Origin of the sequence: Microcystis sp. LE19-8.1F (assembly GCF_027531715.1) — a bacterium.
Taxonomy (GTDB): domain Bacteria; phylum Cyanobacteriota; class Cyanobacteriia; order Cyanobacteriales; family Microcystaceae; genus Microcystis; species Microcystis wesenbergii_A.
Window position 1 is genome coordinate 1 of sequence record NZ_JAPZSO010000043.1, and the last position, 17243, is coordinate 17243.

The 17243-nt window shown below is 44.7% G+C and carries 15 protein-coding genes and 2 pseudogenes; 10 read left to right on the top strand and 7 right to left on the bottom strand.

All coding sequences use genetic code 11. The annotated features are described in order from the left end of the window. The first annotated feature begins 457 nt into the window (after window positions 1-457). Window positions 458-727 (top strand): hypothetical protein, encoded by a 270-nt coding sequence (locus tag O9334_RS04790; protein WP_238567796.1) that lies wholly within the window; start codon window positions 458-460, stop codon window positions 725-727. On the opposite strand, the pseudogene O9334_RS04795 reads toward O9334_RS04790, so the two are convergent. Beyond that, window positions 726-1145 (bottom strand): annotated as a pseudogene (locus O9334_RS04795) (peptide deformylase); the annotation flags it as partial. The gene O9334_RS04790 and the pseudogene O9334_RS04795 sit on opposite strands and share 2 nt — an antisense overlap. Before the next feature lie 120 nt (window positions 1146-1265). On the opposite strand from O9334_RS04795, the gene dnaA reads away from it, so the two are divergent. Next, entirely contained in the window at window positions 1266-2600 is a 1335-nt protein-coding gene (gene dnaA / locus O9334_RS04800) for a chromosomal replication initiator protein DnaA (protein ID WP_045358762.1), read from the top strand. A gap of 85 nt (window positions 2601-2685) precedes the next feature. On the opposite strand, the gene O9334_RS04805 is transcribed toward dnaA, so the two are convergent. Both O9334_RS04805 and O9334_RS04810 read right to left on the bottom strand, forming a co-directional pair. Continuing rightward, a complete protein-coding gene (locus O9334_RS04805) occupies window positions 2686-3636 on the bottom strand; it encodes a heme o synthase (protein ID WP_045358763.1) in 951 nt (316 codons plus the stop codon). 125 nt (window positions 3637-3761) lie between these two features. Further along, entirely contained in the window at window positions 3762-4673 is a 912-nt protein-coding gene (locus O9334_RS04810) for a COX15/CtaA family protein (RefSeq protein WP_287999608.1), read from the bottom strand. A gap of 314 nt (window positions 4674-4987) precedes the next feature. On the opposite strand from O9334_RS04810, the gene O9334_RS04815 reads away from it, so the two are divergent. The 3 genes from O9334_RS04815 (at window position 4988) to O9334_RS04825 (ending at window position 8436) form a co-directional block, all read left to right on the top strand. Continuing rightward, a complete protein-coding gene (locus O9334_RS04815; protein WP_287999609.1) occupies window positions 4988-5953 on the top strand; it encodes a cytochrome c oxidase subunit II in 966 nt (321 codons plus the stop codon). Between the two features lie 29 nt (window positions 5954-5982). Beyond that, a complete protein-coding gene (gene ctaD, locus O9334_RS04820) occupies window positions 5983-7659 on the top strand; it encodes a cytochrome c oxidase subunit I (RefSeq protein WP_045358766.1) in 1677 nt (558 codons plus the stop codon). 153 nt (window positions 7660-7812) lie between these two features. Then, window positions 7813-8436, top strand: a complete 624-nt coding sequence (locus O9334_RS04825; protein ID WP_002738397.1) for a cytochrome c oxidase subunit 3 — start codon at window positions 7813-7815, stop codon at window positions 8434-8436. Window positions 8437-8571: 135 nt separating this feature from the next. Here the strand turns inward: O9334_RS04825 and O9334_RS04830 are convergent, their stop codons facing one another. Then, window positions 8572-8934 (bottom strand): acyl carrier protein, encoded by a 363-nt coding sequence (locus O9334_RS04830; protein ID WP_004163872.1) that lies wholly within the window; start codon window positions 8932-8934, stop codon window positions 8572-8574. Next, window positions 8912-10711: an acyl-CoA dehydrogenase family protein gene (locus O9334_RS04835; protein ID WP_287999610.1), complete on the bottom strand. Its 1800-nt coding sequence runs from the start codon at window positions 10709-10711 to the stop codon at window positions 8912-8914. The genes O9334_RS04830 and O9334_RS04835 overlap by 23 nt, the downstream gene beginning before the upstream one ends. A 208-nt stretch (window positions 10712-10919) precedes the next feature. On the opposite strand from O9334_RS04835, the gene O9334_RS04840 reads away from it, so the two are divergent. Then, window positions 10920-12266, top strand: coding sequence for a calcium-binding protein (locus O9334_RS04840; RefSeq protein ID WP_287999611.1), 1347 nt, complete (start codon window positions 10920-10922; stop codon window positions 12264-12266). 185 nt (window positions 12267-12451) lie between these two features. On the opposite strand, the gene O9334_RS04845 is transcribed toward O9334_RS04840, so the two are convergent. Then, a complete protein-coding gene (locus tag O9334_RS04845) occupies window positions 12452-12877 on the bottom strand; it encodes a DUF29 domain-containing protein (RefSeq protein ID WP_045358769.1) in 426 nt (141 codons plus the stop codon). A 389-nt stretch (window positions 12878-13266) separates the two neighbouring features. On the opposite strand from O9334_RS04845, the gene O9334_RS04850 reads away from it, so the two are divergent. Both O9334_RS04850 and O9334_RS23100 read left to right on the top strand, forming a co-directional pair. After that, on the top strand, window positions 13267-14139 hold the full coding sequence (locus tag O9334_RS04850; RefSeq protein WP_045358770.1) for an FkbM family methyltransferase: 873 nt from the start codon (window positions 13267-13269) through the stop codon (window positions 14137-14139). A gap of 192 nt (window positions 14140-14331) precedes the next feature. Further along, window positions 14332-14888, top strand: a pseudogene (locus tag O9334_RS23100) (IS1-like element transposase); the annotation flags it as partial. A gap of 132 nt (window positions 14889-15020) precedes the next feature. On the opposite strand, the gene O9334_RS04865 reads toward O9334_RS23100, so the two are convergent. Next, window positions 15021-15215, bottom strand: a complete 195-nt coding sequence (locus tag O9334_RS04865) for a hypothetical protein (RefSeq protein ID WP_004161468.1) — start codon at window positions 15213-15215, stop codon at window positions 15021-15023. 356 nt (window positions 15216-15571) lie between these two features. Here O9334_RS04865 and O9334_RS04870 point away from each other — a divergent pair, with 356 nt between their 5' ends. Together O9334_RS04870 and O9334_RS04875 are read left to right on the top strand one after the other, a co-directional pair. Beyond that, the gene (locus O9334_RS04870; RefSeq protein ID WP_045358771.1) at window positions 15572-15922 is read left to right on the top strand and encodes an STAS domain-containing protein; all 351 of its coding nucleotides are present in this window, start codon (window positions 15572-15574) and stop codon (window positions 15920-15922) included. 292 nt (window positions 15923-16214) lie between these two features. After that, window positions 16215-17144, top strand: a complete 930-nt coding sequence (locus tag O9334_RS04875; RefSeq protein WP_045358772.1) for a CoB--CoM heterodisulfide reductase iron-sulfur subunit B family protein — start codon at window positions 16215-16217, stop codon at window positions 17142-17144. Window positions 17145-17243: the final 99 nt, after the last annotated feature.

Genomic DNA, 17243 nt, shown 5'->3' on the forward strand with positions numbered 1-17243 from the left:
AACTCGATTGTCTATCTTTTGGTATTAACCTGTTTGTGTCTAAAATCTCTCCCTGTATAAATTTCAGCTATTTTTGAGCGTAGGCACTATCATCGAATTTTATTTTAAGTTAATTATTTGCATAACAATTACCGAAGAGCCAAAGCTTGTTACTTTTGCACTGTTATCCTATCGAAAGATTTTTGGTTAACGGGAAACCTTATTTTAGAGGGAATCACGATAAGCTGTTGACTATCTAAATTACTCGTTAAGATTGCAGGGGAGTACTGGAGCTGCGGAGCAGGGAGAAGCCGTTTGAGCATTTGTACTAAAATTTTCCCTACGCAGTTTAAATTCAGTACAGCTTATTAGTTTAAGAAAGTTTCAGGCTTATCTAGGATTAGGATATTCTTATCAGGTTTCTGGTGATACTTCTGCCAAACAGGACAAGGTTAAAAAGTCTTGGAAAGGTTCCGACTTGGTACGTTCTCACTTGTCTGCTCACGCACTGGTGACTATTTGCCACCATAAACCCGCTAAAACCGAGATTATTGGCAAGCTTAAGAATGCTTGGCAAAATTCGAGAAGTCATACCTATTACAAAAGAGACGACAAAACCGCGCAAAAAATCGAGATTAATCACGATTTGCCAAGCTTAAAGGCTTTAGGTAAAGACGGACTGTGCCGTTTGCTGTTTTACGAGACTCGTCTCCTCTATCAACTTTTAACGGCTAATTTGGTAAAGTGATGCGCGCAACAAAATCGCTGAAAACTTGACGAATTTCCCGACCATTGCGATCGCAATAGGCCACCTCAATCCACTGATGACGGGGGACAAAACCGCGCCAATTGGGGACACTGACACAACCTTCCCAACCCTTGACCATTTCCTCGCTCACCTGCAAAATGCGCGGATTAATCCTGGCAGTGGCAGGCATGATCGGAGCGTCGGGATAACGAGGATTGGGGTGAGAAGCAACGATAAACAGACGCAGAGACCGAGCAACTTGGGGCGCGGCGATTCCCACCCCGTGGGCAGCTTGCACGGTGGTAATCAGGGAATCGATCAAATTTTGACAGTCAGAATCGAGAAGATTATCGATCTCCGGTGCTTTTTGCTCTAAAATTGGATTTCCTAATTGGGTGATTGTTAAAACTTGCGTCATCTGTCTAAAGATTAATTGTTTCCCTCTGAAAATTATTTTATCGTCAACGGCAAAATCTCGCTAAACTGATAAGGTTTCCCCGCAGCAGCACTAGAGCAACTTTGTTAATCAAAATTAATTGTGGATAGCAGCGCCCAACAACTTTGGCATAATCTCCTAGAGCGTCTAAAATTACTATTAACCCGTCCCGCTTTTGAGACTTGGTTTCAAACGGCGACGGTTAAAGAATGGCAAAACGATCGCTTAGTAATTCAGGCTGCCAATCCTTTTATTCTTAACCATCTTCAGAAAAATTATCTGTCAACAATTGCCGAAGTAGTCGAGGATATCGTCGGTTATCCCGTCGAGATTCAACTAACGGCAGAACAGGGCGATTCGATCGCTATTTTCCAGCCTAACAGTAGCTTAGAATCAGAATTACCCCCCAGTAATCAACTTAACCCTAAATATAATTTTTCCCGTTTTGTTGTCGGGCCAACTAATCGCATGGCCCACGCGGCCGCTTTAGCGGTGGCGGAATTACCCGGACGCGAATTTAACCCGCTTTTTCTCTGTGGTGGGGTGGGATTAGGTAAAACCCATTTAATGCAGGCCATCGGTCATTATCGTCTGGAATTATATCCCCAATCCAGGGTTTTTTATGTATCGACGGAACAATTTACGAATGATTTAATCACCGCTATCCGTCAAGATAGTATGGAAAGTTTTCGTAATCATTATCGCCATGCCGATATATTATTAGTGGATGATCTGCAATTTATTGAAGGAAAAGAATACACTCAAGAAGAATTTTTTCATACTTTTAATACCCTGCACGAAGCGGGAAAACAGGTGGTTTTAGCCTCCGATCGCCTGCCCAAACAGATGCCCAGTTTACAGGATCGTTTAATTTCTCGCTTTTCTATGGGATTAGTTGCCGATATCCAAGCACCGGATATCGAAACTCGTATGGCAATTTTACAAAAAAAGGCCGAGTACGAAAATCTGCGTCTGCCAAGAGAAGTGATCGAATATATTGCCGTTAATTATACTTCTAATATTCGCGAATTAGAGGGAGCATTAATCCGGGCTACTACTTATATTTCTATCTCCGGATTGCCGATGACGGTAGAAAATATCGCGCCGGTTTTAAATCCACCAATGGCCAAAATTGCCACTTCTCCTGAGATTATTATGGCGGTAGTAGCGGAAAAATTTCAACTCTCGATCGCTGATCTAAAGGGAAATTCCCGGCGACGAGAAATTAGTTTTGCTCGACAGATTGGGATGTATTTAATGCGTCAACACACGGATTTAAGTTTACCGCGCATTGGCGAAGAATTTGGCGGCAAAGATCACACCACCGTTATTTATAGCTGTGATAAAATCAATCTTTCTCAGCATCAAGACCGACAATTACAAGACATCTTAGCCCAACTAATCGAGCGAATTAACTCCCTCAGTCGCCATCAGTAGTCGGGAATTGGGGAGATAGGGTTTTTCAGTTATCAGTTCACTGATAACTGTTTACTGATAACTGATAACTGATTCAAAACTGAGATTAACTACAGGAGAATAAACTGGCAATTGTAGCGAGGAGACGAGAGGTCATGGGTAAACTATCGATCACCATAGCTGTACATAATAACATCATGTAAAGAATGGAATATTTAAACAGCGATCGAGCCATGTCCCGATCAAAAGGATTCTGTTTTAATCGCCAAGCTTTTTTCAGGAAAACAAACCCTAAAATTAAAGCCGCTACACCATAAACCACACCACAGGCAGCCAAGGGATAAATCAGGAGGAAAGTGAAAGGAACGACGATTAAAGTATAGAGCCAAATCTGCTTGCTAGTAGCTTCTTCCCCTTTAACTACGGGCATCATCGGGATATCTACTTCTGCATAATCATCCTTGATCATTAAAGCTAAAGCCCAAAAATGGGGAGGAGTCCAGAGGAAAATAATGGCGAATAAAATCCAAGGAATCCAACCGAGATCGCCCGTTACTGCCGCCCAACCGACGAGGGGAGGAATCGAGCCGGCCGCGCCACCGATAACAATATTTTGGACACTATGACGCTTGAGCAGATGGGTATAAATCAGCATATAAAATGCGATGCCGGTCATTGCTAAAAATCCGCTCAAAGTATTGACAAAAAAGACAAAAATTGCTAGGGAAAGGGAGGCTAAAACGAGGGCAAAAATGAGGGCGTGGAGGGGTTGCACGCGACCGGAGGGGATCGGACGGGCGCGGGTGCGAAGCATGGTGTGATCGATGTCGCGATCATAGATGCAGTTTAAGGTTTGAGCGGCGGCGGCGGCGAGAGTGCCACCGAGGAGGGTAAGAAAGAGTAAGAGGGGGGAAACCTGACCTTTGGAGGCGATTTCCATAGAAGCGGCCGTAGTAATCAGCAGTAGAGGAATAATTCGCGGTTTGGTGAGTTGATAATAACTTTTAGCGACTTGTAAAAAATTATCGTGGTGGCGAAGGGCTTGAGTTCCAGTCATCGTGATTAAATCCTTAGAGATGGCTTATAAGTAATGGGACAAAATTAACTTCTTGGTTAGGATGGGCAATAGGCAAGAGGCAAAAGGCAAGAGGTGGTTAGATATGTGCAATTAATTGTGTCTAGTTACTTAGGAGCGAAAGAACGATCGCGAAAGGCGAAAGTGGTAAAAGCGACGAGGGTTGCCACCAATAGCGCACCGATGCTGTGGTGGGTAATGGTTAAGGGTTCCACCTGTAGATGCAGTTTCAGGGTGGCAACGCCCAAAAACACCTGTAGGGCGACTAATCCCCCGGCGCTAAAAGCTAGTTTTTTGAGGAGAGGATGGATAGCGGCAGTTCGCCAAGCGAAGAAAACTAGGGTTAACACCGAGATAGTGGCGGGAAAAACCCCGATAATGTGACTATTCATCACCGTGCAGAGTTGGGAAACCGTTAAACACTGATGGGCTGCCCAACGGGAACCGACGAGACCGCCGAGGAGACATTGCAGATAAACTAGACCGGTGGCGACCATTCCCATCCCGGTTAGTTTTCCGACCGTACCTGTGCCACGGTAGGGAGTCAGACCGATAGCAATGACGATTAGGGTGGCAAAAAAGAGCAAAGCTGTGGCTAAATGAGCGGTTACGATGTCAAATCGCAGTAATTGGGTGACGGTTAATCCTCCCAGGACTCCTTGCAGGAGAATTAAGGCCAAAGCTGCGATCGCAGATGGCAACAGCCAAGGGGGAAGATGGCGACGATACCACCAAGACAGACCGACGAGAGCGATCGTGCTAAACCCGATCAAAGAGGCATCGAGACGGTGAAACCACTCCAGAAATACCTGTAGATTCATCTGCTGACTGGGAATCCATTGACCGTAACACAGGGGCCAATCGGGACAAGCTAAACCGGCGTTCATAACTCTGGTGGCAGCGCCCACCACCATGAGGGCGAAAGTAGCGATCGCAATTTTCCCGACTAAGCGGCGCATCCACACCTGAATATTGCCGGTTTCTCTTAGGGGTGTCGGGTTAAAAACAGATTCGGTCATCGGTTTGCCTGTTCTCAAGGAGTCTGTCATCAAAGATCATGGCTTTGTTTGCCAGTTAGTTATCACTGTGAATGAGTTTTTTTACGACTGGTAAAACCTTTTAGATATTCTTTAGATTTCTGGCCATTTCCGTTACATTTGTTTACATAAACTCAGAATAAGATATAAAAATTAGTTATTTAAAATACTTTCCCTGAAAACGATCCCAAAGAAAAGATAAAATTCTCAGAAGATGCTGGTTAAATTTCCCATCTATAGGGGAATCATGTTTTAGCCTTGAATAAGTAGCCACTATTGAAAATATTGAAAAGACCGTGAAAATTCCCAGCAGTATCCTGACGCTCGTACTCGGGATCGCCTTGACCTTAATTAGTCTCTGGTATGGCCAAAATCATGGCTTAATGCCCGTGGCCGCTTCCGAAGATGCCCAGGAGATAGATAATATCTTTAATCTGATGATGACCATCGCCACGGGGCTATTTTTAATAGTTGAAGGCGTGATTATCTATATAGTGATTCGCTTTCGCCGCCAACCGGGGGATCAAACCGACGGGCCGGCAGTGGAGGGCAATGTCCCCCTAGAAATCTTCTGGACAGCCATCCCGACGGTAATCGTTTTTATCCTTGCCGTCTATAGCTTCGAGATTTATAACAATATCGGCGGTCTCGATCCCTTGATTTCCAAGGGTGGCAAAGGAGAAATCGCCCACCACGGTCATCACCACGGCACGATGATGGCCCTGGCTGGCGATCGCAGAGTAGCCCTAGGTATCGGCAATTCCTACGATGGTGAAGGAGTTCCCCCCCTAGTGGTCAATGTTAAAGGCATTCAATACGCTTGGATCTTCACCTATCCCGAAACTGGCATTGTTTCCGGAGAACTGCACGCTCCCGTCAATCGCCCCGTGCAACTGAATATGGAAGCAGGGGATGTGATCCATGCTTTCTGGGTTCCCCAATTGCGTCTAAAACAGGACGTTATCCCCGGACAGGAAACGGTTTTATCGTTCACATCCAACCAAATTGGTCAATATCCGATCATTTGTGCGGAACTTTGCGGGGCCTATCACGGTGGCATGAAATCTAGCTTTGTGGTTCACTCCCAAGGGGATTACGACCAATGGGTGCAGCAGAACACGATCGCCGAAGTTGACAGGGATCAAACCGTAGCCATGACCACTAAAGATCGCTCTGATAGTCAATATTTGACCCCCTACACCGAAGAAATGGGCATCAACGCTGAAATCCTCGCCCAAGTTCCCCATCAGCACCAAATGTAATTTTTCTTGTCATCTAAAATCTTGGCATTATGACAGCATCAACGGAAATAACCACCCCAGCAACCGTTCCCGAGGTGATCCATCACCGCAAGTGGACCGATTACTTTACTTTCTGCACCGATCATAAAGTCATCGGTATTCAATATCTGGTGACTGCCTTTCTTTTCTTCTTTATTGGCGGTGCTTTCGCGGAAGTGCTGCGGACAGAATTAGCCACTCCCGACCCCGATTTCGTCTCCCCAGAACTATATAACCAATTCATGACCATGCACGGAACGATCATGATCTTTCTTTGGATCGTTCCGGTTGGGGCGGGTTTTGCCAATTATCTCATTCCCCTGATGATTGGGGCGGAAGATATGGCTTTTCCTCGTCTTAACGCTGTGGCTTTCTGGCTTAATCCCCCCGGCGGGCTGCTATTATTATCCAGTTTCTTTGTCGGCGCACCCCAGTCCGGTTGGACTTCCTACCCACCTTTAAGCTTAATTAGCGGCAAATGGGGCGAAGAATTGTGGATTTTGAGCCTTTTATTGATCGGGACTTCCTCGATTTTAGGCTCGATTAATTTCATCACCACGATCCTGAAAATGCGGATTCCTGAGATGGATTTGTACAGTATGCCGCTATTTTGTTGGGCAATGCTGGCCACCTCGACTCTGGTACTGCTTTCCACCCCTGTTCTCGCTTCTGCTCTCGTTCTCTTATCCTTTGATTTAATCGCTGGCACGAGCTTTTTTAATCCCGCCGGGGGCGGCGATCCGGTGGTTTATCAGCATATGTTCTGGTTTTACTCCCATCCTGCCGTTTATATCATGATTTTGCCCTTTTTCGGCACGATATCGGAGATATTACCGGTTCATGCGCGTAAACCGATTTTTGGTTATCGAGCGATCGCCTATTCCAGTCTCACCATCTGTTTCTTGGGTTTAATTGTTTGGGCCCACCATATGTTCACCAGCGGCACCCCCGGCTGGTTACGGATGTTTTTCATGGCGGCAACCATGTTAATCGCCGTTCCCACGGGCATTAAAATCTTTAGTTGGTGTGCCACCCTTTGGGGGGGTAAACTTAGTCTCAATACGTCTTTGTTATTTGGGATTGGTTTCCTGTCTTCCTTCCTCATCGGTGGTTTGACCGGGATTATGTTGGCTTCTGTTCCCTTCGATATCCACGTCCACGATACCTATTTTGTCGTCGGTCACTTCCACTATGTACTATTTGGTGGTACGGCAATGGCCCTGTTTGCTGCCGTTTACCATTGGTTCCCGAAAATGACCGGACGGATGTATAACGAAACTCTCGGTCGTATCCACTTTGTTCTCACTTTTATCGGTTTGAATTTAACTTTCATGCCGATGCACGAATTGGGATTATTGGGTATGAACCGTCGTATTGCCCTGTATGATGTGCAGTTTCAGGGTTTAAATGTTCTTAGTACCGCAGGGGCTTATATTCTCGGTATATCGAGTATTCCCTTCGCTATTAATATGGTCTGGAGCGCCTTTAAAGGTCAACCCGCCGGTCGTAATCCTTGGCGCGCTTTAACCCTAGAATGGCAAACCTCCTCTCCCCCAATTATCGAGAATTTCGAGGAAATGCCGATTCTTTGGTCCGGCCCCTACGATTACGGTATTGATATGGAAGAATCAGAAGCAGCGGAATCAGTACAAGATCTGCTCGCTGAAGTAGGTGCGGAATCGCAATAATCAGTTATCAGTTATCAGTTATCAGTTATCAGTTATCAGTTATCAGTTATCAGTTATCAGATGTGAGTTTTCAGTTCACTGATTACTGTTTACTGTTTACTGATCACTGAGAAAAAGCTCCCCGTCTCCCGTGTAAACTAAGGACATTCAATCATGCAAGGTTCAACGCTCGAAGATTCTCAACTCTCTGTCAATTATCATCAGGAAACGGTGGAACACGGGCATCATGGCCACCCAGATCATCGCTTATTCGGTGTGGTTTTGTTTCTAGTGGCGGAAAGTTCCATCTTTTTAGGCTTATTTGCCGCTTTCTTGTTCTACCGTACCATGTTACCCGTTTGGCCCCCCGCCGGCACGCCAGAACTAGAATTAACCCTACCGACAATTAACACGATTATTCTGGTGTCCAGTAGTTTTGTTATGCACATAGGACAAAAGGCGATTAAACAAAACAATAATGCCGGTTTACAATTGTGGTTCGGCATTACTGCCCTGATGGGAATTATCTTCCTTTGTGGTCAAGGATACGAATATTATCACGCTGAATTCGGTCTGACAACTAATGTTTTCACCAGCGCTTTTTATGCCTTAACTGGATTCCACGGTCTCCACGTTACTTTTGGTTTAGTGCTGATTCTATCTGTCCTCTGGCGTTCTCGTCAAAAAGACCACTATTCTAGTCAATCTCACTTTGGTGTCGAAGCGGCAGAATTATACTGGCATTTCGTCGATGTGGTCTGGATTATCCTGTTTTTACTGGTGTATATCTTGAGATAATTTTTGTTATTTACTAGGAGAAAAGGGCGATCAAGCGATCGCCCTTTTTTGTATATTTCAATTTACAGCAGTTATCCTATAGGTTATACTTCATCTTTAAGAGAAATGCTTTAACTGATAACCGATAACCGATAATTAACGACGACCGAATAAACTCCAACCTTTGCCACCACTAACGGCCGGTTCAGCTTTTTCAGCGACGGGAGCAACTTCTGCGGGGGTTTCCTCACCGGAAAGATTAGAAAGATCGTAGTTTTCTACTAGGAAAAGAGACGCTTTTTCGATAGTAGAATGATCCCAGAAAAGGGTAGAAGGTAACTCTTGACCGACCCAATCTTCTAGATCACCCACCATCGTTACCGCATCGATCGAATCTAAACCATAACGGGTTAAAGGTTCAGTCACATTAATCGTTTTTGCATCCAAAGATAACTGATCGGCTAACTGTTTAACTAACCAATTTTGTACGAGATTATTAAGATTGGAGTTGGAGTTCATGGGTTTTTTCCTCGGTAGTTTGTGAATGGGCTAATTGAAAAGGTGCGATCGAAAAATGTTGATTTTCTCGATATAATTTCAGCAATTCTTGGGCAACATTTTCTACATACACCTCAGATAGAGTGTAAGGCAGCGGCCGGAGAGTTCGCAGTAATCGGTGTAAACTCAACACCAACCATTCCCCCCGGGCAAAAAATTCACCCAAGATGGAACGATTATAAAGCCAAGTGTGTAAACAAGCAGAAGCGGCGTGTAAAGTACAGTATTTCTTGGCAATCTCGAACAATTCGGGTGATTGGTCGTGACCATACTCGAATTTCGATTGACTAATCTGTTCATCGTGAGCATTTAGTTCCTCTAAAACTAAATTACCCAACATCAACAGATTTTCTAATATCTCTGCGTCCACCTCCTGAGAATCTTTCAATCCCTCTAGCATATCAAGGGCAATCTCTAAACCCTGTAGGGAATCATCCATTCCCCGGCCAAATAATTCTAAATTATTGGGTTCAAAGGGAGGAACCGACTTTTCTAGGCTAAAAATCGCCTCTAAACGGGTTTTTAACGCCGACATGGTGCGCGAGTTGCGTTTAGCCCGATATTTAGTTAAAGGACGCAATTGTAGGATTAAAGCATGGAGATTGACGATCGAACTGCCGTCAAACATACTGATAATCGAATTATCCCGCAGTAGCTTCTGGAAGATGCCGAATTCGTGTTCTTCTCGCATATAAAAACGCGATCCCAAGACCACATAAACACTATTAACCATCTCCTCCAGACGGACGGTGACAAAATATTTTACCACCGAAGCCCAGACGCTAAACTGTTCGGGGATAATATGAAAACCTCTCGCGGCCGGAATCGTCTCGCAATCGCAAATAAGGATGTCAAGGAAAGCATCCACGAGAGTGCGCCGGGGTTGGGGCAAATCCATCACAGTTTTCTGATAAATTACCCGATTAACGGCAAAACTGAGGGTAGTTCTCAAAGCGGTATCGGCTGCCCCGTGGGAAAAAGCAGCGCACAACATTCGGGTAATCTGGAAACCTTTCAGGGCTAATTCTAAACCGTCTCCCTCCTCGCGTAAACGCATGGAATCGGGGACGAAACAATCCTTAAAACCAATGCCACTCATATCCGAGGCGCGCACGCCATGGGTGTATATTTTCGGCAAATTATAGTATTTTTCGGGGTCTAATTGCCGTTTATCTACCATAAATAGGGTTAAACACTTTGGCCCGCCGTTAGCATCGGTTTTCGCCAAAATAAAGGAAATTCCAGAGATAGTCGCCCGGTTAATCGGCCATTTCTCACCATTGAGAATATAACCTCCTTCCACCTTCGTCGCAGTCAGATCACCATTGATCAGATCGCTGCCGTGTTCCTTTTCCGAGTAACCCAGACACATCGCCCCATAGTCATCCATGATAAAACGGGCGAGCTTCTGTTTCTGTTCTGGGGTTCCCGCCATCCAGTTTAAAAACGACCAGAATAGGGTAGTAAAAGCGATGCCGATAGTTTGATCCCGTCGAGACAGTACCCGCACAAAAGCGACAAATTCCTCAAAAGAGGTGAATTCACCGCCGCAATCCGTGGGAATGTAGTAGTGTTGGAGTTTCCAGTCGTATAACCAGCGAATTTCCTCGTGGGGAAATTCTTCGCTCTCGTCAATTTCGATCACCCGCTTGTAGGATAGAGGGTTATCGGGATTGAGAGGATCGCCTAAGTCTTTTTCCAGTGCTTCAGCAGTCCAGTATTGCTTAAGCTTTTTCATAGTGCCTCTAGGACAGATACAATGTGCTTTTCGTCAATGCCTTCGGTTAGAAGGCCCGACCATTCACAAAAATTAATGACCATTCTAGACGTTTGGCTGTACGATAGCAACAATTACCTGTGCCGATTTCTGAAAGCCTTGGAAATCAAGACTAAAAATACAGTTGCACAGGGTGTAAATTATGTAATTGTTAAGGAGGGTTAAATTTATGGCCATAATTACAGGAACTAATGCCAACGACATACTGTTTGGTACCTCTGGCGACGACACCCTCGATGGTCTCTTGGGTGCCGACACTATGGATGGTGGTGATGGCAACGACACCTACTTCGTGGACAATGTGGGCGATATCGTCAAGGAATTCTACGACGATGCCCTGGGTGGGACGGCTGATACGGTATTTGCCTCAGTCACTTATTCTCTAGCACCGGGGACATTTTATAACCAAGGATATGGGATTGAGAACTTGACCCTGACGGGGTTTGGCAATATCAACGCTACTGGCAATGGTAAAAACAACATCCTCAAGGGCAACAGCGGCAGCAATGTCCTCAATGGTGGTGTGGGTGCCGACACTATGGATGGTGGTGATGGCAACGACACCTACTTCGTGGACAATGTGGGCGATATCGTCAAGGAGGTCTTCGATGATTCCCTGGGTGGGACAGCTGATACGGTATCTGCCTCAGTCACTTATTCTCTAGCACCGGGGACACCGGGTAACCAAGGATATGGGATTGAGAACTTGACCCTGACGGGGAGTAGCAATATCAACGCTACTGGCAATAGCAAAAACAACATCCTCACGGGCAACGCCTCGGCCAACACGTTCTTCGGCACCGCTGGCAACGACACGATTAATGGTGGTGCTGGCGTCGATACGGCCAACTACAGCGCTCTGAGCAATGTCGTCACTTTGGGTGCCTTCGGGGTGTTAAACAAGGGAGCGCTGGGTACCGACACCTTGATTGCCGTGGAATCCATTGTGGGCAGCAGCCTGCTGGGCGACACGGTGGATCACAGCGGCGCCAGCGTGGCTCCCGCCACGGGAACGGTGACCAACCTCACCACCGGCGTGGTGACGGTGAACGGCACGGCTGCGCCGCTGCCCTTGACCTTCACGGTGAGCCAGTTTGAAAACGTCATCGGCAGCGGCTTTGCCGACACGATCACGGGCAACAGCACCAACAATTCCCTCAATGGCGGAGCGGGGAATGACACCCTCGATGGCGGTGCTGGCAATGATACCCTGATTGGCGGCGCTGGCAATGATACCCTGACTGGTGGTGCTGGCAATGACACCCTGACTGGTGGTGCTGGTGCCGATAAGTTCCGCTTCAATTTCCTCTCCGAGAAAGTTGATACTATCCAAGACTTTTTATGGCCAGAAGGAGACAAAATTGAAGTTAGCAAATCGGGTTTTGGAGCCACTTCTCTGAGTCAGATCAGTTACAACGCAGGGACTGGATCACTTTCATTTTTAGGGACCGAGTTTGCCAAGATAGCAAACCTTCCAGCTGGTTTTGCGGTTTCTCTTGACGTAGTTCTTATTTAGTGAACCTAGAAACGCTATATATCAAAATTGAGTCATGGATGGAGCCGAAACTTCCTCGCATGACTCAATTTCTTTTTCAACCAGATTTTGGAATACCAGCTATTAGTTGTTAAGCAACTGAAGTAAGGTTGGCAATGCCCACCTTATTGTTGTATGGATGTAAGTTGGACCGCAAGCTCCACTTTTTAACTAGGGAACCAATCTTCATCAAGAATTTTCTCAATTGTCCACGGACAGTCAACTGGTAAAGTTAATCCACTTTTGCGGCTCGCTTTTCCCAGAGCTTTTTGATAACAATAACCAAACCGTTCTAAGGCATGATTGTAGATTACCTTAGAGCGAAACAGCAAGCTCAATTCCAATCTGAAATTATCTATCTCGTCTGTCCAGTGGGGTAGGTAGTAAGGATGCTTCCAGTAGGCGTAAAGTAGCAGGTGACTGAGGAGTTGAATAAGAAAGCTTTCTGCTTTGTATTTGCGTTCATCAACCATTTCCTCTAATTCCTCGGCTAAAGTTTGCCAATCTAAAGTATTGCGTTCAGGCGATCGCAGTTTTTCTGCCTGGTCTTGCAGCCAAGCTACATAGTCTTTTTCATATAGGGTTTCAGCCATTAATTTTACCTCTATACTAATCTTGTTTATTATATCAAAATATACATATCATTGTATAGCTCAGGCACCAAGAAAATGCTGGTTATTGAAATATTACATCCCATCATTCAGTCAATAGACCTCTGGTAAAAATCAAAAATTGTTGTTAGGGTTAGTGCGATGCCGAAGGCACTGCGTAGCAGTACGCCATCGCTGTAGGGTGCGTTCCCTAATGTGGCTCCTAGCTGCTGCACCGATAGTGATTAGACCGCACAGTGCGGTATTGGGTTTTATTGAGGGGGTGTGAGACCGATGGGGGTGGGATATTAGGACAGAGGGGGTGGCTCGACCGCAGAGAGCGCTATAATTAATATTTAGATGCCCCCATGGCCAACTTGAAGTGAGAGTATATGTTTAAAGAAACTACTTATTTGCATAAGTTCAGTTATTTTCTTGGATTGGTTCGAGAGATTGGTGGCTGGGATTTCCTATACCGCTATGTAGTACGAGCATTTTATAAGATAACCAAGCTCAACCAGAAAATGGTTCTATTTAATAATGTAGAAATGACTCTGCCCTATGATAGTCGATTCGGAACGGAAATTTTCCTCAAGGGAAGCAAGTTAGATTGGGGATCTGAAATTATCCTTCATCGGTTCTTAGATATTAATAAAGACTTTATTGATGTTGGGGCTAATATTGGTTATTACAGTTTACTGGCTGCTCCTTTATCCAATCAGGTTTATGCCTTTGAACCCGATCCGAGAATGGTTGAACACTTAAAGAGAAATCTTTCCCAGTTTCAAAATTGTCATGTTCTAGAAGAAGCACTTTTTTCCGAGCCTGGCACTATGGATCTTAATTTGAACTCAATGCCTGAACTAAATTCGCTGGTCAGGTATAGTCCCCAAGAGAAGAAGGTGACAGTCAAGGTAAATACTTTAGACAAATTAATGTCTGATTATCCGTTACTAAGTGTTTCCTGTATCAAAACAGATGCTGAGGGAGCAGACTTCGATATACTAATGGGTGGCAAAAATCTTCTGATTCGAGATCAACCTTTGGTCTTGTCCGAAATTTATCCAACAAAGAAGCTCCTTGAATTTATTAAATCCATTGAATTTACCTGTTTTGCTTTCGTCAAATCTAAGGATGAGAATGGAGATAATTGCCTACCAAAATTCATCAAGATTGAAACAAAACCGACAAACTTTCGTATTAAAATGATTTTCTTAGTTCCTAATAGGCTCTTGTCAAGGTTTGAAGATCTGAAAGATGTCTAGGGGGCATCTCAGTGAAAGCAAAAATACTGAGTGTGGAAAGCTGACAATAGCTAAAATCCTTATCTGTAGGGATTTACTGTAATGATTTGGTAGTATTGGTGAGCCGTGTTGCTTATGTGGTATGAATTGCGTAAAATATTTATTAATAAAAATAATTGGAACCCAATCAGTCCTTAAACCTCTAGCTTGATCATGACTTTTTCGATAAATATCTTGATTCTGGCTTGTGTCTGGCTTACTCAAATATCAGCCTAGCACAGAACAAAATCACCCCCTCGCCTGTATTTACTTGTCTGGCGTTGTGGTTCTCACCATACTATCAAGAATGGTTCTATTCATAATGGGAAACCCAAAGGTCAATGTCAAGAATTTGGTCAACCGTTTGTGATCAATCCCACTAATAAAACTGGTTCTTCCGATACCAAACAATTAATTGATCAACTCTTGCTCGGTTGGTCATGGTTAGAAAATTACGTCAACGTCGAGCGAAGTCGAGACGTTGACCCGTTCGGACCTCGGCGTGAGCTTTTGTCGAACGCTGAGCTCACGGCCGAAGCCTGAGCGAAGTGGCCTCTGAGCTATGTCGAAGAGCCGAAGGGTTAACAATAAATTGGCGGCTGTCCCGCATCAAGTAAAAGTTGGCTGAAAAATCAAAAGGCCAATTAATTATAGAGTGTGGTGAAATGTGGTCTTTGGTTTTTTCTAAGACGATAAAGCTGTATATTTGGCTGGCAATTGATAGAAGAACAAGGGGAAAGTATTGGCTTCTATTAATGCCCAATTAGCAAAGGTTTGAACTGTCACCACTACAATAAAATCACTACCCATTCTCGACCCCTAATAACTGAAAACTCACAACCACTGATCACTGCTCACTGAAGTTACCGACGCGGAACGAGATTAATCCGGCCCTCGTCCATTTCGTCCATGAGTAACTCTAGGGCCTCGTAATCCACATCAGAAACGTAGCCAAGACGACCGAGGAGTTCATTAATTCCGTTTTCGATTTCTGGCGTGATTTGACGATAATATAGGGCTTTTTCCACTAATTGGCGGATAGTCGGCTGGGTATCCACAATTTTCTTACTCTAGTTCAATAAATCTAATTTCCGTATCCTGCTTTACTTTTTTCAGCAAAAATACCTATAAAATGCTAAGTTATCATCAGTCATTCTGGATTAGAGCTTAAACCTAACTACTTTACCTGGATGTTTACCCTAGTGTGTCTTGATCACTGTTTCTCCTTATTGCCTATACTAAAGGCTAACCTAAAAGTGGTTCCTTCCTACAGGGGAAAGATTAAAAAAAGATTAATCTTTTCAGGAGAGAGAAAATTGATCAAGACCAAGGTTGCAAAATCAGAAAGTTAGGACATAATAGCGGTATCTGATTTCCAGTTAAAAGGTTCATTTATGAATTTCAAAGCCCAGCCATGAAAAGTCCTGTAAAAGTCGCAGAAATTGCTCTATTTGAGCCAAACGGCTATATTACCGCCGCTAACGTCCTAGAATTTCAAGAGCAGCTCGCCAATCTGGTTAACCGGAGCAGCTCTATCACTTTTCTCGTGGATATGAGCAGGGTGGAATTCCTCGACAGTGCCGGATTAATGGCTTTAGTTGCCGCCTTTCGTCTGGCTCAAAGTCAAGAAAAATCCTTCAATATTTGTTCTATTCCACCTTCAGTCAAGATTATCTTTGAATTAACCCAACTCGATCGGGTTCTCTCGATTTTCCCTAGCCGTGCTGACTTTGATGCTGTTATCACTCTCGCCCAAGCGGCGTAAGCCGACAAAATAGCGTTTCTCGCCGTAATTTCTCGGCTACAATCTCAATTCTACCCGTAAATCACCTCTTGACCGGGCAGATTCCCATTTGTACAACCGACTCCTCAGGACAACAATTTTTCTCAAGGAGAGCCACTATACTATTGAGATGGCTCTCCTCCTTTTTGGATATTATTTCTAGGGACAAACTACTGTACACTTGTTCGGAGCAGATCACAAAAGACTGTCTGTTAAGAAATTCCATGACTTTAGTGATGATAGGGGGGAAGGGCGGCAAGATGGTAGATAGGCAATGAGTAGTAATTTCCTAGAATCCATGACAGTCAAAAATCTCCAGTATGCTTATTTTCCCGGTTGTGTCGCCCAAGGTGCCTGTCGGGAACTATATTTATCCACGGCAGCCCTGACGGAAGCTTTGGGGATTAATTTAGTCGAACTCAAAAAAGCTGCCTGTTGTGGTTCGGGAACTTATAAGGAAGATTCGCAGCTGTTGGAAGATGCCGTCAATGCGCGCAATATTGCCCTAGCGGAAGCCCTCAATTTACCCCTGTTGACTCACTGTAGCACCTGTCAAGGGGTGATCGGTCATGTGGATGAGCGCTTGAAGGAAGCAAAGCATAATAATCCCAATTATGTTGAGGAAGTTAATAATTATTTACAGAAAGAACATTGTTCCCCCTATCAAGGTACGACGACGGTTAAGCACCTACTCTGGGCAATTGTCGGCGATTATGGCTTAGATAATTTGGCGGACAAGGTGGTTCGTCCCTTATCAGGCTTAAATTGTGCCGGTTTTTATGGTTGTTATCTCTTGCGGGTCCAGGATACTCTCCCCTACGATAATCCTTTTCAGCCGGAATCTCTAGAAAATGTCTTTCGGGTGGTGGGGGCGAATCCGATTTATTATCAAGGACGCACTCAATGCTGTGGTTGGCCCCTGTCCAGTTATGCCACCACCCAATCGTTCCAAATGGCAGGAAAACACATTTTAGAGGCGATGGCAGCGGGGGCCGATTGTTTAGTCACCCCTTGTCCTTTATGCCATCTTAATCTTGATTCCCGACAACCGGAAGTGGCAAAAGTGATCGGTCGAAGTTTAGGTTTACCCGTGTTACATTTTTCCCAATTAGTCGCCTTAGCGCTGGGAGTCAGTCCCGATCGTTTAGGATTAGATCGACACATCGTTTCGACCAAATCTCTGTTAAAGAAATTGGGTTTTTAGGGTTAAATTGGACTTAATCGGCAGTTATAGAGTTAAAAAGCTAGAATTTGCCGTTTTTAGCCCTGATATTCTCAATTTAGTTATTCTTTTTCTGTTAGA